The organism is Henriciella mobilis (assembly GCF_003576285.1).
Lineage (GTDB): Bacteria > Pseudomonadota > Alphaproteobacteria > Caulobacterales > Hyphomonadaceae > Henriciella > Henriciella mobilis.
Map to the genome: position 1 here is coordinate 967092 of NZ_QWFX01000005.1, position 26213 is coordinate 993304.

16 protein-coding genes and 1 pseudogene are annotated in these 26213 nt (G+C 61.5%); 11 read left to right on the forward strand and 6 right to left on the reverse strand.

Features of this window, described 5'->3' with window-relative positions; all coding sequences use genetic code 11:
* Window positions 1-33: 33 nt before the first annotated feature.
* The 6 genes from D1223_RS04385 to D1223_RS04410 are packed head-to-tail and all read left to right on the forward strand — an operon-like array spanning window position 34 to window position 7269.
* Window positions 34-1113 (forward strand): cyanophycin synthetase, encoded by a 1080-nt coding sequence (locus D1223_RS04385; protein WP_119375165.1) that lies wholly within the window; start codon window positions 34-36, stop codon window positions 1111-1113.
* Window positions 1110-2339, forward strand: a complete 1230-nt coding sequence (locus D1223_RS04390) for a carboxylate--amine ligase (protein ID WP_119375166.1) — start codon at window positions 1110-1112, stop codon at window positions 2337-2339. The genes D1223_RS04385 and D1223_RS04390 overlap by 4 nt, the downstream gene beginning before the upstream one ends.
* Entirely contained in the window at window positions 2320-3366 is a 1047-nt protein-coding gene (locus tag D1223_RS04395) for an Ldh family oxidoreductase (RefSeq protein ID WP_158588401.1), read from the forward strand. Before D1223_RS04390 ends, D1223_RS04395 begins: the two co-directional genes overlap by 20 nt.
* Complete coding sequence (locus D1223_RS04400; protein ID WP_119375168.1) at window positions 3363-4955, forward strand: glucosamine inositolphosphorylceramide transferase family protein; 1593 nt, start codon at window positions 3363-3365, stop codon at window positions 4953-4955. The genes D1223_RS04395 and D1223_RS04400 overlap by 4 nt, the downstream gene beginning before the upstream one ends.
* Window positions 4948-6249, forward strand: coding sequence for a glycosyltransferase family 4 protein (locus D1223_RS04405; protein WP_119375169.1), 1302 nt, complete (start codon window positions 4948-4950; stop codon window positions 6247-6249). The genes D1223_RS04400 and D1223_RS04405 overlap by 8 nt, the downstream gene beginning before the upstream one ends.
* A gap of 24 nt (window positions 6250-6273) precedes the next feature.
* Window positions 6274-7269: an acyltransferase family protein gene (locus tag D1223_RS04410; RefSeq protein WP_119375170.1), complete on the forward strand. Its 996-nt coding sequence runs from the start codon at window positions 6274-6276 to the stop codon at window positions 7267-7269.
* 11 nt (window positions 7270-7280) lie between these two features.
* Here D1223_RS04410 and D1223_RS04415 read toward each other — a convergent pair whose 3' ends face one another.
* Window positions 7281-8939 (reverse strand): non-ribosomal peptide synthetase, encoded by a 1659-nt coding sequence (locus tag D1223_RS04415; RefSeq protein ID WP_119375171.1) that lies wholly within the window; start codon window positions 8937-8939, stop codon window positions 7281-7283.
* Between the two features lie 209 nt (window positions 8940-9148).
* On the opposite strand from D1223_RS04415, the gene D1223_RS04420 reads away from it, so the two are divergent.
* Window positions 9149-11365: a M3 family metallopeptidase gene (locus D1223_RS04420; protein ID WP_119375172.1), complete on the forward strand. Its 2217-nt coding sequence runs from the start codon at window positions 9149-9151 to the stop codon at window positions 11363-11365.
* Between the two features lie 47 nt (window positions 11366-11412).
* Here D1223_RS04420 and D1223_RS04425 read toward each other — a convergent pair whose 3' ends face one another.
* Window positions 11413-13116 carry a class I adenylate-forming enzyme family protein gene (locus tag D1223_RS04425; RefSeq protein ID WP_119375173.1) on the reverse strand — a complete coding sequence of 568 codons (1704 nt, stop codon included), beginning with the start codon at window positions 13114-13116 and terminating at the stop codon, window positions 11413-11415.
* Window positions 13117-13862: 746 nt separating this feature from the next.
* On the opposite strand from D1223_RS04425, the gene D1223_RS04430 reads away from it, so the two are divergent.
* Together D1223_RS04430 and D1223_RS04435 are read left to right on the forward strand one after the other, a co-directional pair.
* On the forward strand, window positions 13863-14129 hold the full coding sequence (locus D1223_RS04430) for a DUF4212 domain-containing protein (RefSeq protein ID WP_119375174.1): 267 nt from the start codon (window positions 13863-13865) through the stop codon (window positions 14127-14129).
* Between the two features lies 1 nt (window position 14130).
* Window positions 14131-15915: a sodium:solute symporter family protein gene (locus D1223_RS04435; protein ID WP_119375175.1), complete on the forward strand. Its 1785-nt coding sequence runs from the start codon at window positions 14131-14133 to the stop codon at window positions 15913-15915.
* 5 nt (window positions 15916-15920) lie between these two features.
* Here D1223_RS04435 and D1223_RS04440 read toward each other — a convergent pair whose 3' ends face one another.
* The 4 genes from D1223_RS04440 to D1223_RS04455 form a co-directional block, all read right to left on the reverse strand.
* Window positions 15921-16772: an aminotransferase class IV gene (locus D1223_RS04440; protein ID WP_158588402.1), complete on the reverse strand. Its 852-nt coding sequence runs from the start codon at window positions 16770-16772 to the stop codon at window positions 15921-15923.
* Window positions 16759-20382, reverse strand: coding sequence for a hydantoinase B/oxoprolinase family protein (locus tag D1223_RS04445; RefSeq protein ID WP_119375177.1), 3624 nt, complete (start codon window positions 20380-20382; stop codon window positions 16759-16761). The genes D1223_RS04440 and D1223_RS04445 overlap by 14 nt, the downstream gene beginning before the upstream one ends.
* Window positions 20379-21611, reverse strand: coding sequence for an Nramp family divalent metal transporter (locus D1223_RS04450; RefSeq protein WP_119375178.1), 1233 nt, complete (start codon window positions 21609-21611; stop codon window positions 20379-20381). The genes D1223_RS04445 and D1223_RS04450 overlap by 4 nt, the downstream gene beginning before the upstream one ends.
* An 89-nt stretch (window positions 21612-21700) precedes the next feature.
* Window positions 21701-23281 (reverse strand): tetratricopeptide repeat-containing sulfotransferase family protein, encoded by a 1581-nt coding sequence (locus D1223_RS04455; protein ID WP_119375179.1) that lies wholly within the window; start codon window positions 23279-23281, stop codon window positions 21701-21703.
* Window positions 23282-23434: 153 nt separating this feature from the next.
* On the opposite strand from D1223_RS04455, the pseudogene D1223_RS18995 reads away from it, so the two are divergent.
* Together D1223_RS18995 and D1223_RS04460 are read left to right on the forward strand one after the other, a co-directional pair.
* Window positions 23435-23686, forward strand: a pseudogene (locus tag D1223_RS18995) (hypothetical protein); the annotation flags it as partial.
* A 55-nt stretch (window positions 23687-23741) separates the two neighbouring features.
* Window positions 23742-26006, forward strand: coding sequence for a TonB-dependent receptor (locus tag D1223_RS04460; RefSeq protein WP_233353034.1), 2265 nt, complete (start codon window positions 23742-23744; stop codon window positions 26004-26006).
* Window positions 26007-26213: the final 207 nt, after the last annotated feature.

Here is a 26213-nt window from a genome sequence, read left to right on the forward strand (position 1 = left end):
CTAACCTCCTGATGGTCTGGAAGACTTTTGCTCATGCCGGTTCAACCCGCCACTCGCGTCTGGCTGCGCAACAAACGCCGCTTGCTCGATGCCCAGGCCGGACTCGCGCGACGGCGCTTCCGGACCGTCAGGAATAGTTTCTACAAGGCACTCTGGTCCGAGGCTGCCGAAAAGGTCGGCGCGACAGCCGAACGCCGCGCCAACGGACTGGTCCAGATCAGCCGAGGCGATCGGGCGACCTTTGTCGACCATTCCGATCTGATGCTCGACAGCCAGGTGACCCTGCGGCTGATGGCCAACAAGGCCATGACGTTCGAATTCATGGCGAAGGCCGATGTGCGGACACCCGCCTTCAAGAACTTCACGCTGGCAACACTGTCCAAGGCCGAGAAATTCCTCGCCAGTCAGTCCGGCCCGATCGTGATCAAGCCCGCTGACGGTACAGGCGGCGGGCGCGGCGTGACCACCGGCATCACGACCGAACACGCGCTTCAGGTGGCCGCCCGTCACGCGGCCGGCTTCAATCAGGCGCTCATGGCCGAAGAACAGCTGACTGGAGACAACTACCGTATTCTTTATCTCGACGGCGAATTCATCGATGCCGTCCGCCGGGATTCGCCAACGGTCACCGGCGATGGCAGCTCAAGCGTGTCGGCGCTGGTCAAGGCGGAGAATGAACGCCGCCTCGCCATGGATCCGATCACAGCGCTCAGCCCGCTGATCCTCGACCAGGAGAGCCGGAACACGCTGGCTGCCGAGGGCCGGAATTCCGGTTATGTGCCGAAGGCCGGAGAAGTGGTCCGGGTCAAACTGGCGGTCAATGAGAACGCAGCCGCGCAGAACCATGTCGTACGCGATCAGGTCCATCCTGAAATAATCGAAGCCGGCGCCCGGCTCGCCAAGGCATTCGGCGTGAGATTTGCAGGGCTCGACGTGACAGCGGACGATATTTCCGTGCCGCTGAAGGAAGGGGGCGTGATCTTCAACGAGATCAACGTCAATCCGGGGATACATCACCACTATCTGGTCGCGAATGACGACCAGAAGGCGGATGTGGCTGCGGTCCTTCTTGAGAAGATGTTCGAAACGGGATCGGGAACGATTCAGATATGACCAAGATTGATACCAGCACCCCCGTCATCCTGCTCGGAGGACGTGAAAACGCTGTGGCCGTCGCCCGCAATCTGGGCCGGCTTGGTGTGCATGTCACGGCCACGGGGCTTCCTGGGTGCCGGTCTATGGATTCCAAGTACACCCGGCAGACATTTCCTGTGCCGGAAGGAAACACCGCGCCCTATTACTGGCGAAAGCTGCTGCTGGAAGATCAGCTCGAGACGCTGAAGGGCAGTATCATCTTTGCCTTCTGCGATGAGTCGCTGGCCTTCATGGAAGCTAACCACAAGGCCCTGTCAGAACACTACCGCGTCGAGGAATTCGTTCCCGAGCTGCGCCGGACCATGCTGGACAAGCAGGCCACGCTCGCGCTTGCGCGCAAGGTCGATGTGCCGACGCCGAACTATTGGGAAATCAAGTCCGATCTGGACGTGCTGAACATCCGTGAAGAGATCAAGTTTCCGGTCATGGTGAAGCCGCTGGATTCCTACGCCTTCATCCATGAATTCGGGACCAAGCTTTTCATCGTCGAGGACAGCTTCGAGGAAGTCGTCGAGAAGGTCGCGCTGGCGCGTTCGCGCGGGCAGGACGTGATGGTGGTCGAGATGATCCCCGGCCCGGATGACCTGCTGAGCAGCTACTACACCTACCGCACCACCGATGGCGTTTGCCTCTTCGACTATACTAAGAGCGTCATCCGCCGCTGGCCGATGAACAAGGGCGGCGGCTGCTTCCACCAGTCCGAATGGCTCCCGGAAACCGCAGAGCTTGGCCGCCTTCTGTTTGAAAGCATTGGCTGGCAGGGCATGGGCAATGTCGAGTTCAAGCGCGACACCCGCGACGGCAAGCTCAAGATCATCGAGGTCAATGCGCGGTTCACCGCAGCCCACCGCCTCGTCACGGAAGCCGGAGCACCGATCGATGAGATGATCTATTGCCACCTGACCGGCCAGCCGGTTCAGGAATTCAGGACGTACTCCCAGAAACTCCGCCTCTGGTATCCAGATCGGGACTTCATGGCCATGCGCGAACAGAGCAAGCTCGGCATCATGGGCCCATTATCCTGGGCAAAGACAGTGCTGGGCCAGCCCTTTATCCTGCCATATTTCAGCGTGAGAGACCCGATGCCGACCCTGGCAGAGGCGTGGGGCAACGTGTCCAAGGTCTTTTCGAAAGTGGCTAATGTGTTCAAGGCACAAGGACGCCATGCGGATTCGAGGCGCTGAGCTCTATCTGGTTACCCGGCGGGTGATGATCGCTGCTGGCGTCGATGCCGAGCAGGCCGACGCCGTGACCGACAACCTCGTCTGGTGTGACAAGGTCGAACGCCGCAATCATGGCGTTGAACGCCTGCCGATCCTTCTGAAGCGTGTGGCCGCTGGCGGCATCAAGTGTCCACCGGCGCCCGTCTTCACCGAGCTCGCGCCGAGCGCGCATCACCTCGATGGCGACAATGGCTTCGGACACTATGCCGGACGGCTGGCCGTCGACCGCGCCTGCGACATCGCAGCCAGGCAAGGCGTCGGCGTTGTAGGTGTGACCGGCAGCAACTTTTTTGGCGCGGGCGCCTACTATGCCGAGCTGGCCGCGCGCCGGGGCATGATCAGTCTCGTCCTCAGCAATTCCTTTCCGAAGGTCGCCGCGCCGGGTGGCCTCGATGCGGTACTCGGCACCAACCCGTTTACTTTTGGCGCGCCGCGCCGTGATGGCCGCTCCATCCTGGTCGACATGTCGACCGCTGCGGTGGCCGGATCGACGGTTCGCGAAAAGGCCGCCAAGGGCGAGATGTTCGAGCCGGGTGTCGCTATCGACGCGGCCGGAGACCCCATCCTCGACCCGAACAAGGTTATGGCGGGCACACTCCTGCCAGCGGCCGGCGGCAAGGGCTTTGGCCTTGCCATCCTTGTCGAGATCCTGAGCGCGGTCCTGACTGGCGCCGGCATCTCGCGCGAGCTTGGCTCAATGTACAAGCATGTCGATACGGGCGGGAAGAATGGGCATTTCATTCTGGCGCTCGATGCCGCGCGCTGGATGCCGATGGACGATTTTTATGCGCGCATGGACATGCTGTCCGGCGTCATTGCAGCTTCGGGCGGGGACCGCGATGTCCGGATGCCGGGCGACGCCCGCTGGGCGGCGTTTGCCGAGAGCGAAAAGAATGGGATCGACCTCGAGCCGGCCACGCTGGCGGCGTTTGAGGATCTGGCCGAAGCGCACAATGTCCAGCTTCCCTGGAAGGGGGCGAGCCAATGACGCTTCGGGTCGCTATCCTCTGTACGGGTCCTGATACCCTGGCGCCGTGGATGCTGCGGCTGGCCGAGGGTATCTGCCGGGCGCCGGAGCTTGAACTGTGCGGCTTCCTGGTTTCGGATAGCCAGGCAGTGTCGTCCCGGAGCGGTCCGCTCTTCAAGGCATGGTGGGCCTTTGAAAGCCGGCTCCTTGCCAAGCCGCAAGCGGCTGAAACCGAGCTGTTCGATCAGGCCCGCGCAACGCTGAAAACCGGCGAGGCCAACGTTGACGGCGTTGCTGTGCTGAAGCCCGACGTCGTGATCGACCTGACGGCGGGCGGCGATGCAGATGCCATCGCATCCGACGTGCCGCTTGGCGTCTGGTCGGTGGATGTGTCGCGTGAAAGCCTCGGCGCCGGCGCGATGCAGGCGATTGTGAAGAAGACGCCTGTGACGGAGGTCACCCTCTTGCGCACGCCGGGCGGCGGGAAGGCGAAGACCCTGGTCTCGGCGGCGGCGCTCAACACCAAGTTCGTGGTGACCCGCAATCACCTCTTCATGTGCGAAAAGGCGGTTGCCCTGATCCTGCGCGAATTGAAGCGCGCCGAGCGCGGCGGCCTGCATCTGGACCAGCTCGCCGAAGCGCCGCAGCCGCGATGCACGCCGGGGACGCTGGACCTGCTGGTCTACCTGACCAAGTTTACCGGCGGCATGATGGCGCGCCTCGTCGAGAAGGTTGCGACCAAGGTAGGGCTGCGGCCCGGCATGTTCTTCCTGAAGACCAGTGAAAGCGCCTTTGCCGACGCCGATCCGTCGGCCATGCGCTCGCATCCGACGCCGGCCAATGAATACTATGCCGACCCGTTCCTGTGGGAGCGGGATGGCGAGACATGGTGCTTTTTCGAAGTCTATGACTACACGACAGGCCGCGGCCATCTGAGTGCGGGCCGGTTCGAGGATGGCGCGCTGGCGGATGTTCGCCCTGTGCTAAAGACGGATTACCACCTGTCCTTCCCGTTCCTGTTCGAGCATGACGGTGATCTCTTCATGATGCCGGAGACATGTGGTGCGCACCGTATCGAGACCTGGCGCTGCATCGAATTCCCGGACCGTTGGGAGCGTGAGGCCACAATCCTCGACAATGTGATTGCAGCCGATTCCAGCCTCGCGCAGATCGGCGATGACTGGTGGTTGTTCACCAACATTTCGAACGATCCGTTCGGCGAGATGAATTCCGAACTGCATCTCTACAAGGTCGACGGACCGGGCATGAAGACGCTGACGCCGCATGCGCTCAACCCCGTCGTCTTCGACTCGCGCACGGCCCGCAATGGCGGGCGTATCCTCGAGCGGGACGGCGCCTATTACCGCATCTCGCAGGACAATTCCCATGGCCGCTATGGCTATGGCCTCAACGTCATGAAGATCGACCACATCTCGCTCGACGATTACCAGGAGACGATAGTGCGCAAGATTGAGCCGGACTTCGAACCGGGCGTGATCGGCTGCCATCACATGGATGCACGCGGCGATACGGTCGTCATGGATGTCCGCCGACAGGTCGGCGGGTTTACAAGCGCGCGGCGTTCGCCCGCAAGGAGCCGGCATGGATAAGATCGACCGCATTGTCGTTATCCACGATTACAGCATTGCCGAAGGCGGTGCGGGCATTCTCGCGCTGAAGGCGGTCGAGCAGTACCGAGCGCGCGGCTATCCTGTGACGCTGCTGACGGGGCAGGCGACGACCGACCATCTCGAAGATCTTGGTGTCACGGTCAGCGGCCTGAACTCCCAGGGCCTGCTGGAGCGCTCGGCGCTTCAGGCCATGCGCGACGGCATCCATAACTCCAACACGGTGGCGATGATCGGCCGGTGGATTGCCGAGCATGATACGCCGGGAACCGTCTACCATCTCAACAACTGGGCGCAGATCCTGTCGCCGACCATCTACAAGGCGCTGCGACCGGTGGCCGACCGGACGCTGGTGACCTGCCATGACTTTTTCAATGTCTGCCCGAACGGGTCTTTCCTGCACTTCGGCAAGTCTGAGCCGTGCGACGCCAAACCGATGTCGACAGCCTGCTTCATGAAGCAGTGCGACCGGCGCAATGCGATCCACAAATACTGGCGCTTTGCCCGCCACATGCACCTGAACCGCATCGCACAATTCGATCAAAGCCCGTCCACCTTCTCCTTCATTCATGAAGAGATGCGCCTGAAGTTCCGCCGCGCCGGGTTTTCGGCGCCCGATACGGTGGTCATTCCCAATCCGGTTGATGCGTGGACAAATGCCCGCATTCGCGCGGAAAAGAATGCCGGTTACCTGTTTGTCGGCCGGCTTGGACGCGACAAGGGCGCCGATATCGCGCTCAAGGCGACGTCCGATGCCGGCACGACCATCACCATGGTCGGCAGCGGTGAGCTGGAGCGTGAGGCGTCGCGCAATTTCCCGCATGCCCGCCTGACAGGCTGGCTGCAACCGGGCGAGATTGCGCAATATGCCCGCAAGGCGAGAGCGCTGATCGTGCCGAGCCGGGTGACCGAGCCGTTCGGCCTGGTCATTCTCGAGGCGGCCATGAGCGGGCTCCCGGTCATCGTTTCGGACTCAGCCTACCTCTCAACGGATGTCGAACATCTCGGATTCGGGCGGCGCTTCTCGGTCAATGATCCGCGCCGCCTGGTTGAGCTGCTCGAAATGTTCTCGCATGATGACAGCCTGATCGAGAAGATGAGCCACAAGGCCTATGAGCATGCGCCCTCGCTCTGCCATACAGCAGCGAGCTGGACCGATGCGCATATCGACGTCTTCAACCAGAAACTCTCGCGCGCCAGTGTGCCGAGCAGCCGCCAGCTTGAAGCCCGCGAGAATGCGCTGCGTGGCATACCGAGCCATTCGCAGTTTAGCTAGTGTTCTGTTCTCTGTGGGGTGGGGATGTATCACGTAAACAATTTCAGGGGCGCAGCAATCCTGCTGATCGTCCTGACGCACTGTCTGTCGGTCTACGAGGTACAGCCGGAAATATTCCGCTACCTGGATTCCGCGATCGGTAACGACACGTTCTACTTCGTCGCCATCGCCGGCTTCCTGTTCAGTTTCACGACGAATGACTTCAGCTATGGGCGGTTCATGCTGGGCAAATTCAAGGCGATCATCCTGCCTTACCTTGTCCTGTCCATACCGGCGATCGCCATCTACTGCCTTGGGATCAAGACCGACCATGCCTGGATGGACATGGACTGGTTTTCCAGCCTGAACCCGGTCTTGCAGGTCGGGTTCCTCTACGCCACTGGCGCGCATCTCGGCCCGCTCTGGTTCATCCCGATGATCATCACGCTGTTTGCGCTGTCACCCTTGTTTGTCCTCCTGAAAGACAGGATAGGGGCTCTGGCAATCGTGTTCCTGCTGAGTGTCGTTGTCGGGGTAATTGTCGGGCGTCCCGAGAGCGACAAGTTCCCGGAACTGGAGTCGGTCTATTTCCTGCCGGCCTTCCTTCTTGGGATGTTGCTGGCGGCGCGGCCGGGCCTCTACCGGACCCATGCCAAAGGCGCCGTGTTCGTGGCGCTGGTCCTGCTCGTATTCAGCGCCAGCCTGCCGATGCTCGGTGATGCATCCCATGCCTTCAAGATGCGCCTGCACCTGCTGATCGAGCTTGTGATGTCGGTGTGTCTGTTCAGCCTGTTCTACGCCTTCATGAACCATCGCACGCGCTGGCTGGACCTGTTTGCACGGATCAGCTTCTTCATCTTCTTCGTGCATGGCTATTTCGTTGCCGCCTTCCGGCTCATCGACAGTCATTTCCTTGCCGATGTGCCGGCGCTGGTGACGCTGCCGGTCTACTTCGCGGCGACCGTATTGCTGTCGGTCGCAAGCTTTGTGGTGCTGAAGATCCTGCTGAGAGACCGCAGCCGGACCCTTATCGCGGCCTGACAGTCAGCCGGTCAGGCCATCCGGACAAGACGGGCGTCCTCGCGCAGCGCTTCGAGCGCATCGATGCTGGTGGATGTCCAGTTGCGCGGCAGGTTCTGGCCGAGCAGCTGTTCCAGTTCGAGCGTCAGGCTGACATAGGACAGGGAGTCGCCGCCAAGGCTCTCGAATGTATCGTCTGCAGAGATGTGGTCGGTCTGCATGACGGATCGGAAAGCCTCCATGATGGTTTCCGGCCGGTCCTGGCTGAAACCAAGCGCATCCTTGATCAGAAAGGCGATCCGCCGGAACACCGATACACGTTCCGTGGAGCCCGCGCGCTTGATCGCCGCGTAATCGATCTTGCCGTTTGACAGCAGCGGCAATGCGTCGAACATCCGGGCTTCGAACGTCTCTGCCGGCAGGGAGAAGCGCTCGCTGCTGGCATCGACGATCTCGCGACCCGCTTGGGGGCCCAGATCGCCTTCCAGGGCAATGACAATCTTTTCGTCCGTCCCGGTGACGGCGACATGGGCATGCATGGTCTTTGCAAATGCTTCCACCTGGTCGAGGCTGATGCGCAGGCCGAAAGGTTTCACAAACCGGCTCACGCGCCCGGTGATCTCGAACAGGTCCGGTGCGATTTCGCGGGCAAGGTCTCCGGTCAGGAGGATGTCTGGCGTATCGTCGCTGGCCAGTTCGTCCGGCTCGAGCGCATAGCCCATCATCACATTGGCGCCGCGGTAAGCGAGAATGCCTTCCTCGCCCAGGTTTTCGACGGGTACGCCATCATCATCGAGAACCATGAGTTCGCCGCCTGGAATGGCGCGGCCGATGGAGTGGGGATAGTCCGCGGCCATGTCCGGCGGCAGGAAGGACATGCGCGGCGCTGCTTCGGTCTGGCCGTACATGACAAAGAATTCCTTGCCGCAGCGCGAGAAGAGGCCGGCGAAATGCCTGACGAGGCGGGGGTGCAGCTTGCCTCCTGCCTGTGCCGCATAGCGCAGGCTGGCATGGTCAGCCGGGTCGAACTGACGTCGCTCCAGCATCTCATAGCTATAGGGCACCCCGGAAATACTGGTCGCGCGCGTCTCGTCGAGGGTCTGCCAGAAGGCGTCTTCCATCCAGGACCGGTCGGTCAGCACGATACTGGCGCCGGCCTCGAAGTGTGAGTTGATGATGGACAGGCCGAAGGAATAGTGCGGCTTCAGATTGTTGAGCGCACGGTCAGCAGGCGTGATCCCGAGATAGTCGACGATGGACCGGGCATTGGCCTTCAGGTTCTCGCGCGACAGCTTCACGAATTTCGGTGTGCCTGTGCTTCCCGATGTCGACAGCAGGGCGGCGAGGTCCGGGTGCAGGTCGAGTGGTCGGGAATTGAACGTCTCGGTCGCATCGTCCGACATCAGTACATTGGGGGCGTAGGCGTCGATCAGCGATTGCGCCTTTTTGGTGTCGAAGGAGTCCAGCAGATGAACGACCGACCCGCTGCGCAGGGCCGCGCAGTAATTCACGACCGACTGGATTGTGTTGCGCGCCTCGATGAAGACCAGGTTACGGCGGTTCCGGAGGGCTTCTGCAGCGGCGTTCGCGCGCGCGTCCAGCGCGGCATAAGTAATTGATGCGCCTTCATCCGGGGCGATCAGCGCAACGCGGCTCCCGTCCGCCACGGCGAAACCGTTCAGAAATGGCATGTCAGGTCCCCACCTGCCTGTACGACTGCGTACAGCTTGCAATCATCAGACCATCCTGTTGCAAAAAAAATACAGTGAAATGTGTAGCAGCTGACGCATTGGCCATTTCCCGGCCGCTGCTAAAGTCAACGACATAGTTTCTTTTGAAACTGGATGTTTTTTGCCCGCCCTGTCATGAAAGGGCATGTTGGAACCAGGAGCCATATTCGATGAAACCGAGCTTGCTTTTCAGCGCATCGGCGCTCGCCCTCATGGCGATCTCCGGATGCGAGGCCACGCCGACCGAAACCGCTGCAGCAATCGGCAGCGAGACTGCAGACAGCCCATCTGAAGAGGCCGACGCCGACACGCCCGCGCAGGATGAGTCATGGCGCATCCTGACGGCCGAGTGGTCCGGGCCCTATGCCGGTGTGCCGCCATTCGATGCGGTTGAGGTCTCGATGTTCCAGCCTGCGCTTGAATCGGCCATCGACAGCGCTCGCGAAGAGCTCGACGCCCTGACGGCGCAGGATGCTCCGGCGACCTTCGACAATACGATCCTCGTTCTGGAAGAGGGCGGGGCCGAACTGGACCGTGTCTCGACCCTGTTCGGCATCTGGTCGTCGAACCTTAGCAGCCCGGACGTGCAGGCGGTCCAGCGCGAGATGGCGCCGAAGCTCGCTGCTTTCCGTGATGAGTTCTATCAGAATGAGGCGCTCTTCGAACGCATCGATGCGATCTACAATGGCGACGAATACAGCACGCTCACCCCCGAGCAGCAGCGCCTGGTCTGGGACTACTACACAGACTTCACGCGCGCCGGGGCTGGCCTTGACGATGCCGACAAGGCGCGTGTCGCCGAGATCAACCAGGCACTCGCATCGCTCTATACGACCTTCTCGAACAACCTCCTCCACGACGAGGAAGCCTATGTCACCTGGCTCACCGAGGACCAGCTTGAGGGCCTTCCGCCATCGGTCGTCAATGCAGCGAAATCGGCTGCTGCTTCGCGCGACAATGAAGGCGGGGAGTATGCCATCCTCAACACGCGCTCCTCGATGGACCCCTTCCTGACCTTCTCCGACAACCGGGCCCTGCGTGAAGAGGTCTGGCGCACCTATTACGATCGCGGCGACAATGGCGATGAGTATGACAACAATGCCGTCATCGCCGACATCATGAAGCTGCGGGCGGAACGCTCCGAGCTGCTCGGCTATGACAATTATGCGGCCTGGGCCCTTGAGAAGAATGTCGCCGGCACGCCGAAGGCAGCGATGGAGCTGATGATGAAAGTGTGGCCGGCGGCCAAGGCGAAGGTTTCCGAGGAAGTCGCTGCCATGCAGGCGGTGGCCGATGCCGAAGGGGCCGACTTCGAGATCGCGCCATGGGACTATCGCTACTATGCCGAGAAAGTCCGCCAGGCGGAGTACGACTTCGACTCCGAAGCCGTGAAACAGTACCTGCAGCTGGAGAATCTCCGCGAAGGCATGTTCTGGATGGCTGGCGAGCTTTACGGCATGGAGTTCACGCAGATCGACGACGTGCCCGTCTTCCATGAAGATGTCCGCGTCTGGGAAGTGACCCGCGACGGCGAGCATCTCGGCCTGTGGTACTTCGATCCCTATGCACGCGCGGGCAAGCGCTCCGGCGCCTGGATGAATGCTTACCGCACGCAGGACAACTTAGACGGGTTCACCACGCCCATCGTGTCCAACAATTCCAACTTCGTGAAGGTGGGCGAGGGCGAACCGGTCCTCATTTCCTGGGACGATGCCACGACGCTGTTCCATGAATTCGGCCATGCCCTGCACGGGCTGAACTCGAACGTGACCTATCCGTCGCTGGCGGGCACTGCCGTGCCGCGTGACTATGTCGAGTTCCCGAGCCAGGTCCATGAAAACTGGCTGCCGACGCGTGAGGTGCTCTCGAACTATGCGCTTCACGTCGAGACCGGCGAGCCTATCCCGCAGGAACTGGTCGACAAGATCGAGCGGGCGGCGAATGCGCGTCAGGGCTTCGACACGACCGAGTATCTCGCCAGCGCGCTGGTCGACATGAAACTGCACACGATGACAGACTTCGAAGGCTTCGACGCTGATACGTTCGAGCGTGAAACGCTCGAGAGCCTCGGCATGCCGGAGGAGCTGCCAATGCGCCACCGCATGCCGCAATTTGCCCACGTCTTCTCAGGCGAGGGCTATGCGGCCGGCTATTATGCCTATCTGTGGGCCGACACATTCAGTGCCGACGCTTGGGAAGCGTTTGAAGAAGCTGGTGGGCCTTACGACCGGGAGACCGCCGACGCGTTCGGTAAGTGGATCCTGTCTGTCGGCAACACCATGTCGCCGTCGGATGCCTACATGGCCTTCCGCGGTCATGCGCCCGATACCAACGCCCTGATGCGTGACCGGGGCTTCCCGGTTCCCGACGAATCGGCGGGCGAATAGGTCTTGTGAACTAGTTCCCGGCCGCCTGAAGGCGGCCGGGGACGAGATCAGCTGCTGGCCTGGGCAAGCTGCTGGAGCAGCTGCTCCTTCAGGTCGCGCTTGAGGAATTTGCCGCTGGCATTGCGGGGCAGGGCCTCGTCGAGAATCCAGATGAAGCGCGGCACCTTGTGCTTGGCCATGATGGTGAGGCAGTGCTCGCGGATGGCGTCCTCGCTCAGCGTTTCGCCGGGCTTGGCGACGATGGCCGCAGCAACCTCCTCACCGAGGCGCTCATCTGGCAGGCCGAAGACAGAGCATTCGGCCACGGCCGGATGACGATACAGGCCGGCCTCGACCTCGGCGCAGTAGATGTTCTCGCCGCCACGCAGCACCATGTCCTTCTTGCGGTCGACGATATAGATGAAGCCATCCTCGTCGATGCGCGCAATGTCGCCCGTGTGCAGCCAGCCATCGGTGATGGTTTCAGCGGTCGCGTCCGGGCGATTGATATAGCCCTTGATGACGGATGAGCCACGCACCCAGAGCTCGCCGGTCTCGCCCTGCGGCACTTCATTGCCGTCCGGATCGACGCATTTGGCTTCATAGCTTGGCATGGCCGGGCCAGCACTGTCAGGCCGGTCGACATAGAAGTCGGCTGCGACGGACGTGATGATGCCGCAGGTTTCAGTCATGCCATAGCCTGTGTTCGGGCGCGCGGTGGCCACTTTTTCCTCGATTTTCAGGACGAGGTCCGGCGGGACTTGCGCGCCGCCGCCGCCAAGCGCCATCAGGCTGGACGTATCGGTCTTGTCGAAGTCGGGATGGTTGATGAGTTCGCGCGCCATGACGGGCACACCGCTCACCGTCATGATCCGGTGTGTTTCGATCAGGCGCAACGCCTCGCCCGCATCCCACTTGTACATCAGCACCATCTTGCCGCCGGCTGCGGTGACGGCATAGGCGGCGCAATTGTTGGCGGTGACGTGAAAGAGCGGCGTGTTGATCAGCGTCACCGGGACCGGCGGCGGATCGGGCGGCACCTCGCCGGTGGCATACATGACGGCCAGCGCGGAGGAGGCGCGGGCGTAGAGCATGTTGTACAGGTTCGACACGCAACCGCGATGGGTGAGCTGCGCGCCTTTTGGAAAGCCCGTCGTGCCGGATGTGTAGAAGATGCAGGCATCGCTGTCCGGGTCGACCGTGACCTCGGGCATCTCGCCGCCCGTGGCAACCACATCGCTCCAGGGGGTGACATCGGCGGGGTAGTCGTCCAGCCGCACCCCGACTAGCGTTTTGCCGGCGACCATGTCCGGGTTCTCGCGCACGCGGGCCAGGCGCTCACTGTCGAGGAAGATGACTTTCGGCTCTGAATCCTTCAGCGCGTAGGCCATTTCCTCGGCCGTCCACCAGGCATTCATGCCGACAACGGTGATGCCGACCGAGCAGCACGCCCAGTAGATGATCATCCATTCGGGATAATTGCGCATGGCAATCGCGACGCGGTCGCCTGGTTTCACGCCTTGCGCAAACAGCCAGTTGGCGACCGATGCGGTCAGCGCATGCGTTTCGGCGTAGGTCAGCGTTTCATCGTGATAGGCGAGATAGTCACGGTCAGCGAATTCGCGGGTCGCAAGCCACACTTCTCGCACGCTCGGCGGGGCGTTCTTCCAGGTGCGGATACGGTTGCCGAGAACGTCTGCCTCGACGATCTCGAAGTCTGCGCCCGGCCCGGTCAATTCATCACGTGCCCGCTTCAGCTCGGCATAATGCATGGTTCCTCCAGAGAATTTTTTGTTTGCCTAGTGAAGTAACATGCACCAGCGCCCCGCGAAACGCTGAACGCGGGGGAAAGCGGGCGATGTGTGCAAAAATGTTCCCCATAGTTTCCGCCCCTGCCGCTTCACCGGCATAATCGCCTCACCTCGCACCCGGGCAGGGCGGTCCGGACCGACCGGTGGGTGCGCTTCTTGAGGCAGGCAGCGGGCAAGCGAGCGCGCGGCGTGTCTGAAGAGGGCTTCGCAAGGAGCTGGGGCGGAAGTGACCAGTGCTGCCGGCAGGGTGTAACGCCCCTGCCATGGGCGGTCGGCGCTATCCACTTGTGCGCGTGGGCGACGGCTCGTCCATGTGTCACCTCTGGGTGGCCCGCGTCAAACGAGCGGGCAAGCTTCCGCGGGCGCGTCCGGTTCGGGCGCTCTATCGCCGTCTCGAAAGAGCGGCAGTCACTTCAGCGTTCAAACCGGACGCGCCCGGCCCTGTCATTCACAGGGCAGTCTGTTCGAAACGCCAGGGCCGCCGGCTCGTGGCGGTTTTGGCGCAGGGGGGCAGATTTGATCCCGTATCGGCGCTGGGGCGCCTCACATGGATCCGGCTCCAGGCGGCCAGAGCTGCACATCCGTTCCTTCCGAGACAAGCCCGCAGGCACGCAAACCGGATTGTCGATTGCAGCTTGCAGAATTGATCCGTACCATCTCCAAAAAGCGGCCATGAGAGTCGGCGAAGCATTAAAGGGGAGGGCCATATGGCAGACGAAACCGCTAGAGCGCGCGCGAAAGCCTATTGGAAAGACACCGTCCGGCTGACCATCGGCCTGCTGGTGATCTGGTTTGTCGTCTCCTATGGAGCGGGCATCCTGCTGCGTGACTGGCTCGACCAGGTCTCCATTGGCGGGGCACCGCTCGGCTTCTGGTTCGCCCAGCAAGGCGCCATCTACGTCTTTGTCGGCCTGATCTTCTTCTATTGCTGGGCCATGCGCCGGATCGAGAAGAAGCACGGGGTGGAGGCCTGACATGCTCGATCCGTGGACCCTTTTTTTCGTCGTCACGACATTCGCGCTTTATATCGGCATCGCCATCTGGGCGCGGGCTGGCTCGACCGACGATTTCTACGTCGCCGGCCATGACGTCCACCCGACCGTCAATGGCATGGCGACGGCAGCCGACTGGATGTCGGCGGCCTCCTTCCTGTCCATGGCGGGGCTCATCGCCTTCATGGGCTATGGCGGTTCGGTCTATCTGATGGGCTGGACGGGCGGGTATGTGTTGCTCGCCCTGCTGCTCGCGCCATTCCTGCGGGAGTTCGGCAAGTTCACCGTGCCGGATTTTGTCGGGGACCGGTACTACTCCACGACCGCGCGCGTGATCGCGGTGGTTTGCGCCCTGTTCGTCTCGTTCACCTACATCGCAGGGCAGATGAAGGGCGTCGGCGTGGCCTTTTCAGGCTTTCTGGGCGTGCCCTTCGAGTGGGGCATCATCATCGGCATGGTGATCGTTTTCTTCTACGCCGTCCTGGGCGGGATGAAGGGCGTCACCTATACGCAGGTTGCGCAGTATTGCGTGCTCATCTTCGCCTACACCGTCCCGGCGATCTTCATGTCGATCATCATCACGGGCAACCCGGTCCCGCAACTTGGCTTCATCGGCGAGGCCAAAGGCGAGGGCATCTCCATGCTGGAGAAGCTCAACACCGTCGTCACTGATCTCGGCTTCCTTGAATATACCGAGACCAACAAGTCGATGATCGACGTCTTCTGCATCACCGCTGCCCTGATGTTCGGGACGGCGGGGCTGCCGCATGTCATCATCCGTTTCTTCACGGTGAAGAGCGCGGGCGCGGCGCGGGTATCGGCCGGCTGGGCGCTGATCTTTATCGCGCTCCTCTACACCACGGCGCCGGCGGTGGGCGCTTTCGCGCGGATCAACTTCATCGATACGGTGAACGAGTCGACCTACATTTCCGACGAGGAAGATTACGAAACGCGGGCTGCAGAAATCGAGGCTGAAGGCGGCAAGCCTGTGCCCACCTGGTACAAGGACTGGGAGCCGACAGGCCTGGTCGCCTTCGAGGACAAGAATGGCGACGGCATAATGCAGTATCGCGGGCCGAATGCCCCCGATGGCGTCGCGAACGAGGTGACGCCCAATAATGACATCTTCGTCCTCGCCAATCCGCAGATCGCAAACCTGCCCGGCTGGGTGATCGGGCTCGTCGTGGCCGGGGGGCTTGCGGCAGCGCTATCGACGGCAGCGGGCCTCCTCATGGTGATCAGTTCAGCCGTCAGCCATGACCTCTGCCGACGAACCCTGTTCAAGGGCATGAATGACAAGACCGAACTTCGCGTCGCGCGCGGGGCTGCGGCTGGCGCTGTGCTGGCGGCCGGGCTGCTTGGCATCTTCTCCAATAATCTCGGCTTCGTTGCCCAGGTGGTCGCCTTTGCTTTCGGCCTCGCAGCGGCATCGCTTTTCCCGGTCATCTTCCTCGGCATCTTCTGGACGCGGATGAATCGGGAAGGCGCGATCTCTGCCATGATCACGGGGCTCGTGACGACGTTCGGCTATATCTACTGGTTCAAGTTCGTCGACACCGATCCGGCACACTGGCTGTTCGGCGTCTCGCCGGAAGGGATTGGCTTCGTCTTCATGTGGCTGTCGGCTGCGGTCGGGATCGCGGTGGCGCTCGCCACCAAGGCGCCGCCACAGGACATCCAGGACCTTGTCGAGGACATCCGGGTGCCAGGTACGCGGACAGCGCATGGCCAGGGAGACGCGGATATGGCGCCGCTCAGCCGGGAGTAGCGCGTTCAACTGTCCAGCAGATCCGTGAAAAGCTCGACGAGAGAGACGGGCAACGCGGCATCGAAGCGAATATCGTCCAACCCCTCCACCGCCCTGATAAGCTGCAGGCTGTTTGTCAGGTAAAGCGCGTCGGCGCGCGCGAGGGCCTGTGCCGAAAGGCTTGCCACCTCGACCTTGAATCCGGCGTCGGGCGCGGTCTTGAGCAGCCAGGCGCGCATGATGCCATCGACGACCCCATCCTCTAGCGGCGGGGTAACCAGCGTCTGCCCGAATCGGGCGAAGATATTGGCGATGGAGGTACAGGCCGCATGGCCGCCCGGCGTGAAGTAGAGCGCATCGTCAAAGCCGGCCGCTTTCGCGCGCTGCGTGCCGATGACGGCGTCCGTATAGGACAGCGTCTTGCGGCGCGAGGACGGCGCGCTGGGATTACGCAGGATGTCGCTGCAGGCTAGGCGGATGGGCGGAGCCGGGAAAGCGGGTTTACCAGGGTCGAACTTCGAGATCAGCGTGGCTTCCCCGACGGCGCGCGGGGCAACGCCTCTGGGGCCCGGCCCGCGCGTCACGGTCAGCCGAAGGGCGCCGTCTTCTGCCTCGTCGGGAATCGCGTCTGCAGCGAAGCTGCGCAGCGTTCCGGGATCAATATCGATACCGAGTGCGGCGGCGTCTTTCGCGAGCCGCTCAAGGTGCGCCTCCATGAGGAGGACCTTGCCAGCTACCACCAGGGAGGTGTCGAACACGCCATCGCCAAGCATCAGCCCCCGATCAGTGAGGTCGAATGGTTCGCGACCGGCCGGGCCAGCGGACGTCTGGCGCAGCCTGATGGTCGGTCGTATGTCCTCGGTTTTAATCATCGGCATGCCCGTAGCCGCCACCGCCCGGAGTCTCAATGGTGATTGTGTCGCCGGGCTCCAGCTCGACCCGGGAAATGCCGGCGACGTCTTCCGTCTCGCCGGTCTTGCGACGGACATATTGGCGGCCGGTTTCAGCATTGCCGCCGCCTGCGAGTCCGAAAGGCGGGATAAAGCGGGATGAGGACACCAGGGTGACCGTCGTCCCGCTCAGCGCTTCGATTTCGCGGACAACGCCGTCGCCGCCCTTGTGCTTGCCCGCACCCCCCGATCCCGGCCGCAGCGAGAAGCCACGCACTCGCAGCGGGTAGCGAAGTTCAAGGATTTCAGGATCGGTGATGCGGGTATTGGTCATATGCGTGTGGACACCAGACGCGCCGTCGAAGCCCGGGCCTGCACCCGCGCCGCCACAGATCGTTTCGTAGTACTGGTAGGTATCATTCCCGCAGAGGAAATTGTTCATCGTTCCCTGCGCTGCCGCGCAGGCACCAAGTGCGCCGAGCAGGACATTGCAGACCGCCTGGCTGACCTCGGTATTGCCCGCAACCACGGCGCTGCCTGGAGAAGGAGAGAGAAAACTGCCATCGGGGATGACCAGCTCCAGCGGTCGCATGCAGCCTTCATTCAAGGGCAGTTCGTCCGCCACCAGACAGCGGAAGACGTAAAGTACTGCCGACCGCGTCACGACGGGCGGAGCATTGAAGTTACCAGGACGCTGGGCGCCAGTGCCGGAAAAATCGATCCGAGCGGAACGAGCGGTGTGGTCGACCTTTATGGAGACACAGAGGGGCAGGCCGTCATCCATTTCCACCTGCATCTCGCCATCGCTCAGCCGGTCAATCACGCGGCGCACGCTTTCCTCGGCATTATCCATGACATGGCGGGCATAGGCCGAAACGCCGGCCCAGCCATAGCGGGCGATCATGGCTTGAACGTCACGGGCGCCCGCTTCATTCGCGGCAATCTGGGCGAGGATGTCCGAGACATTGGAATCCGGATCGCGGGCGGGGTAGGCGGCGCTTGCGAGCAGGTCGCGGAAGGCCGCCTCGCGGAACTCGCCAGCCGAACGCAACAGGAAGTCGTCAATGACAACACCCTCTTCCTCGAGCGTTTTTGCATCAGGCGGTGTGGAGCCCGGTGTCATGCCGCCAATGTCGGCGTGGTGGCCGCGATTGCCGACGAAGAAGCGGATCTCGCTGCCGGTTTCGTCGAAAACGGGCGAGATGACGGTGATATCCGGAAGATGGGTGCCGCCATTAAACGGATTGTTGAGCGCGATCATATCGCCGGGCCTGAGGCTCGTGCCGCGTGTCTTCAGGACGGTGCGTACACTTTCGCCCATGGCGCCCAGATGCACCGGCATATGCGGTGCATTGGCAAGGAGCTGCCCCTCTGCGTCGAAGAGTGCGCAAGAGAAGTCCAAGCGCTCCTTGATGTTCACGCTGGTTGCCGTCTCGCGCAGCACGGCCCCCATCCGCTCGGCTATCGCCATGAACATGTTGTTGAACAGTTCCAGAAGTATGGGGTCCGGCGTCCCGTGGGCGGCGATATCACCGCGTGGCTGGATGGCCTTGCGTGTGATGATGAGGTCGCCTCGCGCGGCTACGCTGACGCTCCAGCCCGGATCGACGACCGTGGTCTGCGTCTGCTCGACAATCAGGGCAGGGCCTTCTATCGCGTCTCCCGGACGAAGATCGGCGCGCTGATAGGCAGGCGTTTCGAGCTCTTCTCCTTCGAACCACGCGGGAACTGTTGCTGTCGCCTCGGCATTGCCTTCACTGCGAGGGGGGCGTTCCGGCAAGCGGACATCGGTGCCCGCCCGTCGCAATTCGCTGGTGACGCTCTCAATCGTGATCGACCGGTCTGGGGTGGTGAATCCGAACTGTCGCTGGTGGCTTGCCTCGAACGCGGCGCGCATGACCTCGGCACGATTGAGTGGAACATCGATGGTCGTGTCCGTACCCGAATATCGAAGTGCTATGCTGGGCGACCAGTCCAGCGACTCCGGGCCGGCACCGGCGAACCGATCGTTCTGCGCAGCGCGGAGAGCGTCGATGGTCTCTCTTGCGTTCGCCACCCCGGCTTCATCGAGCGGCTTCTCGACCGAGGCGCGGCGGATATCGATCTCGTCCGCAAGCCCGATGCCGAGCGCCGAGAGAACGCCGGAAAAGGGATGAATGAGGACTGTGTCGATACCAAGTTCCGAAGCGACCAGACAGGCATGTTGGCCACCGGCCCCGCCAAAAGCCTGGAGAACGAATCCGTCCGTATCGCGCCCCTTTTCCAGCGTTACCTTGCGGATTGCCTGGGCCATATTGGCGACCGCAATGCGAAGCGCACCGCCGGCGATCTCCTGTGCGGTCCATGCGTCCCCGCTATCTGCCTGAATAGTGCTGGCAAGTTGAGCAAAAGCTGCCTCGACGGCATCTACGTCAAGGGACTGGTCTTGCCTGGGGCCAAAGACGGCAGGGAAATAGGCCGGCTGGATACGCCCAAGGAGAATGTTCGCGTCGGTGACCGTCAGCGGGCCGCCGCGGCGATAGGCACACGGACCCGGATCAGCGCCAGCGCTGTGGGGCCCAACCTGCAGCCGGCCCTGATCGAAGCGAATGATCGAACCACCGCCCGCCGCCACGGTGTGGATATCCATCATCGGCACCCGCAACGGCGTCCCGGCAACGTCGGCTTCGGTGACCCGTTCGAACCCGTCTTCGTAGACCGATATGTCGGTCGATGTGCCACCCATGTCGAAGCCGATCACCTTGTCATGACCGAGCGCTGCAGCGCTGCGCGCCGAACCAACTACGCCGCCTGCTGGGCCGGACAGCACAGCGTCCTTTCCCTGGAACGTATCGGCGTCTGCCAGTCCGCCATTCGATTGCATGAATCGAAGCGGAACCTTGCCGAGGGCGCCTCTTACTTGGTCGACATAGGTGCGCAGGACTGGAGAGAGGTAGGCGTCAGCGACGCTTGTCGCGCTACGGGCGACATAGCCAACCAGCGGATCGGCCTGGTGGCTCAGCGTGACATGATGAAAGCCGATCTCCCGCGCAATCTCGCCCAAGCGGCGTTCCATTTCCGGAAACTTCCACGCATTCATGAGCGCGATCGCGCAGGATGCCACGCCATTATTCCTGGCTTCCGACAGAATGGAGCGGGCGGCGTCTTCATTCAGCGGCGAAAGGACGGCTCCATCAAGGCCGATACGGGCATCGACTTCGCGCACCACGTCATAGAGAGGGGCGGGTTTCCGGATATCGAGCGCAAAAATATCCGGACGCGCCTGACGCCCGATGCGCAGGAGGTCGGCGAAACCAGTCGTTACAATGAGAACTGTGCGGGCGCCTTTCCGCTCAAGCAGGGAGTTTGTGGCGACCGTGGTGCCAATCCGGACATCCTCGACTTGACGTGTGTCGAGCGCTGCGTCGTCGTCTGCCCCCGTGAGATCGCGAATGCCGGCCATCGCCGCGTCCTGATAGGCGTCTGGATTCTCGCTAAGCAGCTTGGTGATTTCGAACGAACCATCCGGTTTGCGGGCGATGATGTCGGTGAACGTCCCGCCCCGGTCGACCCAGAAGTGCCAGCCATTGGCAGATTTGCCGCCAATTGTGTCGCTCATAACGTGGCAAGCCCTGTTTCAATCGCGCGCAACACCCCGCGCGCGCCAAGCAGGGCGGCAATCAGGACGACGATTACCCCTGCAAAATTCGCCATGGGGCCATTGGCCATTTTTCCGAGGAGGCTGCGGCGGTTCATGACGTAGAGAAGAAAGACAGCAATAACAGGCAGGAGAATCCCATTGGCGGCCTGTGCGATGAGGATCAGCGAGACGGCTTTTACCCCACTGAGGGCGATGGCGGCCCCGATCGCGACAATAGAGATCGAGATGATGCGGAAGCGCCGGGTCTGACTGGCGGTGGTTTTCGGCGGCAGTAATTCGTTGAGAGCATAAGCCGTTGCCATCGGCGCCGTTACTGCGGAGGTCAGGCCAGCACCCAGCAGGCCCGCCCCGATCAGGTAGCGGGCCGCAGGGCCGAAAGCGGGCTCAATGGTGAGCGCCATATCGCGAGCACTCGAAACTTCGATGCCGCGGGCAAAGAGGCTGGCAGCTGCGGCCGAGAGGATCAGGATGGAGACGACGCCGCCGAGGGCGATTGATACGGCCGCTTCGCGCCGGGCCTCGGTGACACTGGCAGGATCGTCGTTCCATCGCTGCCGGGCCGCCGCCGCATGGAGGAAGAGGTTATAGGGCACAATCGTCGTACCGATCAGGGCAATCGTCGTCAGCAGACCGTTCTCGGGAATGATCGGCCAGAGACCAGAAAGGAGGTTGAGCGGATCGGGGCGCGTCAGGATAGCAGCCAGCAGGAATGCGCCGGACATGAGCAGGACGAGCGCTACAAGGATCCGTTCGATGGGCTTGTAGCGGCCGATAAGCAGGATGGCGCCGGCCACGAGCGCGATGGTGAGGATCAATGCCCGGCGTGCGCCTTCGCCCGCAATCGCTTCTATACCGAGGACTCCGCCGACGATGTTCCCGCTTTCATACGCCGCATTGCCAATTGCAAGCGCGGCCAGGATCAGCCCTGCCGCGATCGCCGTGCCAAGCGAGCCAGGTGCCGATTTGAGAAGGGCCTCGCCAAGACCGAGCCGTGCGCCCGCGCCAAGCCTGGCGGACATGTCTTGTAGGATGACGGTGGAAATGGTCGCGAAGACGAGTGCCCAAATGAGAGCGAAGCCGAAATTCGCTCCGGCCAAGGTGCAGGCCGTGACGGTTCCCGGCCCGATGAAGGCGGCGGCGACCAGCGTCCCCGGTCCTGTTCGAAACCGTCGCTTTCTTTCTGGCATTTGCGCGCCTGACTCGTCTTGTTTCCAGCCGCTATCCCTAGAGTTTGCGGGGCAGCGATCAAGAGCAGACCGTGTCGGCGTTCGATCGCTTAGTCTTCCAGCAGCCCTGCCTTGTCGAGAATGGCGATGGCTGGTGCGAGTTCATCCTCGACCTTTCTCCAGCGGTTGAGCGAGGTAGAATAAAGCGGTCGGCGGACCTGGACGGAACTTGCTGTCGCGACGGGCGCGGCATTTTCGTGAAAGGCGAGGCAGGCCGGGTCGAAGTCAAGGCCGCAGAAATCCAGCAATCGGCGGGTTTCGCCTTCCTGGTCGGCGATGATCGATTCGTAGTGAACCTCGGTAAAGCGATCCTCTGGAAGTGCGTCCCGGAAACGGGCCATCATACGGTCGAAACCAACATAGTACCTGGCAGCTGTCTCAAGGTTCAGCGCATAATTGTAGTAGGAAAAGCTCGTCGCAAACAGCTGGCGATAATTCGACAGCACGGTGTCTAGCGGGTGCCGGCGCAGACAGATCACGCGGGCATTCGGCAGAGCTTTCAGGATCAGTGGTGCGTAAAATGCGTTCAACGGCATCTTGTCAATGAACCGGCCTTCCATGCCCAGCGTCTTGCCCACATGTGCAATATATGCCCGGCCCAAAGCGTCCATGTCGGCCTGCTGCGCCCCAAGCAGCGTCTCGCGGTCAAGGACATAGCGCGATGGCGTGTTCAGCTGCCGTTTGAGGCAAAGCGCAAAATCCGTGAGTTCCCCGGCGGATGTCATGACCGGGTGGCTCGACAGTATGCGATCGACGAGCGTTGTTCCGGTCCGTGGCAATCCGACGATGAAGACGGGGGCGGCCTGATTACGTCCGTCGGCGAGATCGAACTCCGCCGTCGAGATGGCCGCCTCGAACAGGGCACTGTCGCTGTCGAAACTATAGTTCAGCGTGGAAAGCTTGGCTGCCTTGCCGCGCGCGAGCCAACTCATGGCTTCCTTGTGTCGGCCGAGATCTTCCAGCGTTTTCGCAATGGCATGACAGATGTGGAGTGTTTCATCAGCCTGTTTTTCGCTGGGGCGCCGGGCAAGGACTCCCTGAGCCGCCATCAGGCGGTCGAGGTAGTTGTCGTCCTCGGTTTGACGTGAAACCTGGACCAGTCCCGTCAAGGCGCGTGTTTCCGACGGATCACGCTCCAGACACGCCTCATAGGCTTGGCGGGCCAGGTCCATCTTTCCAACAAACTGCAGTGCAACGGCCAGATTGTAGCGCAGCCGGGCGGAGCCCGGCGCTGTTTCAACCGCCTTTTCATACCAGGGCAAGGCGCGCTCATGCAGGCCGGCGCGGCTGTACACGACACCGATGGTGTCCAGGCTCGCAGCATCGGACGGGTTGTGATGAGCTGCCTGCTCGACAGCGGCAAGCGCCTGGTCGCGATGATTGAGGGCTATCAGGCTGCGCGCCTTCTGCGCCAGGGCTTCAGAGGGGGCTGCACCAAGACCGATGGCACGGTCATAAAGCTCTATGGCCTTGGCGTGGTTCTCATGGTCGGCTGCGAGTATTCCCAAAAGAAAGTACGGCTCGCCCCGGTTAGGGTCAGACCGGATAGCCTTCATGCACAAGGCATGTGCATCCTTGTAGGCACGGCGTGCAAGAAGGTCACGCACCAGAGAAAAATCGCCTGAGCTCATGAAGTGTCCATAAATTGGTCAGTTGCCCGCTACAATTGTGACATTTGTGTCACCGATGGGTCAAAAGCAGTCGATTGGTTACGAAATTCATTGATAAACGGAAAGTCTCGGGAAAAGCTTACCTCTTGATCCGCATGTAGGAGGTACGAAACAATGAAAACAAGCTGGCTTTTGGGTGCAAGTGTGTTTGCACTTGGGATCGGGGGGGCGCTGCCAACCGCCGCCGCACAGGAGTCTGATGGCGAAGAAGCTGTCGCCCGTCAGGATGTTGTTGTCATCACGGCAACCCGCCGTGAAGGATCAGTTCAGGATGTCCCGATCAATGTGGCCGCCGTCGGCGCCGCCCAGATCGAGGAACAAGGCATCAGCGAGCTTTCAGACCTCCTTTCCTTCGTACCAGGGATCAACGTCGTCGATCGCGGCGCGCGTCAGGGCAACCCGATCATCGTGCGGGGCATCAATGCCGACCCGATCGGCCCGGGCGATGGTGACAATTCAGGGGGGCGGCACGGTCGCGACCTATCTTGGCGAAGTCCCGCTTTTCATCGACCTCAAGCTCAACGACATGGAGCGCGTCGAGGTCCTGCTTGGGCCGCAAGGCACGCTTTATGGTGCTGGTACGCTGGCGGGTGCTATCCGCTACATTCCGGTCAAGCCGCAATTCAACACCGACATGGTCGAAGCCCGCGCCGATGTTTATCAGTATTCCGAAGCCGACAGCTTCTCCTATGATACCGGCTTCACCTTCAACAAAGGCTTTGGCGACAACTTCGCGATCCGCGGCTCGATCGATTTCCTCGACGATTCCGGTTTCGTCGACCAGCCCTTCCTGCTTCGTGAAATCGGTGTCTCCAATCCTGACCCGGATTTCTCTGATCCAGCCGATGTCGCGGCCAATCTGCGCCGCGAAGACGATGTCGACACCGAGGAAGCCGTCTCCGGCCGGTTTGCTGCCCGCTGGACGCCGACCGACTGGCTCGATGGCACGCTGACCTACTACTTCCAGGACGTCGATGTCGGCGGCCGCCGGATTTCCAATAAGCGTACTGTCTTCCCGGGCGCTGGACCTGAGATCTTCTCGGCGGGTGACTTCGAGAATGGTCTTCGCGTGCCTGAACCGAACGAGATCAAGAACGAGCTGCTTGCGCTCGAGGTCATTGCCGATCTCGGCTTTGCGGAACTGACGTCGGCGACCGGCCTTTCCAAATTCGAGGACGATGGCCAGCGCGACCAGAACAACCTTCTGGTATCGCTTGAGTACTCCTACGAACTTTTCCCGGCCTTCGGTTCCTTCACGCGCGAAGTTGGCGAGACCGAGACATTCACCCAGGAAATCCGACTCGTTTCCACTATGGACAGCAAGTTCGACTGGATTGTCGGCGGGTTCTACTCGAAGCAGGAGAACGTTGCGACGTCTGAAGAATATGTGCCGGGCTATCCGCAGTACGCCAATGACGTGCTGGGGTTTGACTTCATCACAAACCGCCCGGATGGCTTCGAGTATTTCTCAATCGCTCACAATGAATTGACCGAGTCGGCGATCTTCGGCGAAGTCGGCTACCAGTTCACCGACAAGCTCAAGGCGACAATCGGTGGACGTTTCTATGAATATGAACTCTTGGACGGTGCAATCACCGAGCGGTTCTATCCATCGGGTGATCCGACCGCGCCCAACGATACAACGGTGTTCTTCCCACTTTTCGAGGATCCGAGTTTCTCTTTGATCACGCTGGACCAGATCAAAGGCCTGCCTTTCGATCCAAGCCTGACCCAGGAAGACGATGGTTTCCTCTATAAATTCAACGTTTCCTACGATGTGACGGACGACTTCCTCGCTTACTTCACAATCTCGGAAGGTTATCGTGTTGGTGCGTCCAATGGCATCGGCCAATGTGATGAGTTCGATCCGAATGCGACTCAGGGTGCGTGTGCCTTGGCACCCGGCCAGCAGTACGGTCCGAATCCGGGCGATATTGCTCAGTTCGACGAGCGCCAGTTTGGCCCAGACAAGACAACCAACTATGAGATTGGCGCCAAGACGGCCTGGCTCGGCGGAGATCTCATCCTGAATGGTGCGATCTTCTATGTCGAATGGACAGATCCTCAGGTCGCTTCTGCCACAGTGAACGCGAACATTCCGATCACGGTGAACGCGGCAGGGGCTGAATCGACCGGCATCGAACTTCAGGGCTCCTGGCGTGTCACAGATCAATTCGATCTTCGCGGTTCATATTCCTATGCAAAGACCGAGCTGACAGAAGACGTGCCGTTCCTGATCCGTACGATCACGCCTCCAGGCTTTGGCACGGCTTTCGAGGACGGCAAGGCTGGCGATCGCCTGCCGGGTTCGCCTGAAAGCCAGTTCTCGGTGTTCGGTCAGTATTATGTGCCGCTCGCCAACGGTAACCAGCTGATCTTCAACGGCTCCTATTCTTGGCAGGATGATATCCTGACCCGCACGGGGGGGCGCGGTTCATCGGTTGCGATCCCGTCCTATGGTGTTGCCAATGCCAAGGCGACCTATGACGCGGAAGACTGGTCCGTCTCGCTCTACGTCAACAATCTGTTCGACGAGTACATCGAGACCGGCATCATCTCGACTCCGCTGTCCAACCAGATTGTGTCGGATATCAATGGCGATCCGGTCACCGTGCGTTCGCATTACGCGACGCTGGGTGCGCCGCGGACGATCGGTGTGCGGGCAAAGATCCGCTTCGGCAACTGATCATTTTAGAGGTTCTGCCCGCGCAGCGGGCGGACCATTCGGCCCCGTTCGCCAGTCCGGCGAGCGGGGCTTTTTATTGGCCGCCGCTGTGTGACAGAAGAGATTGGCCGGAACGCCGTGGCCGACAGAGCCAGCCCACTTCCTCGCCTACGGGTTCTTACGGATATTGTGCCGGCGTTCACCGGGTTAGCGTTGATTTGACGGCTT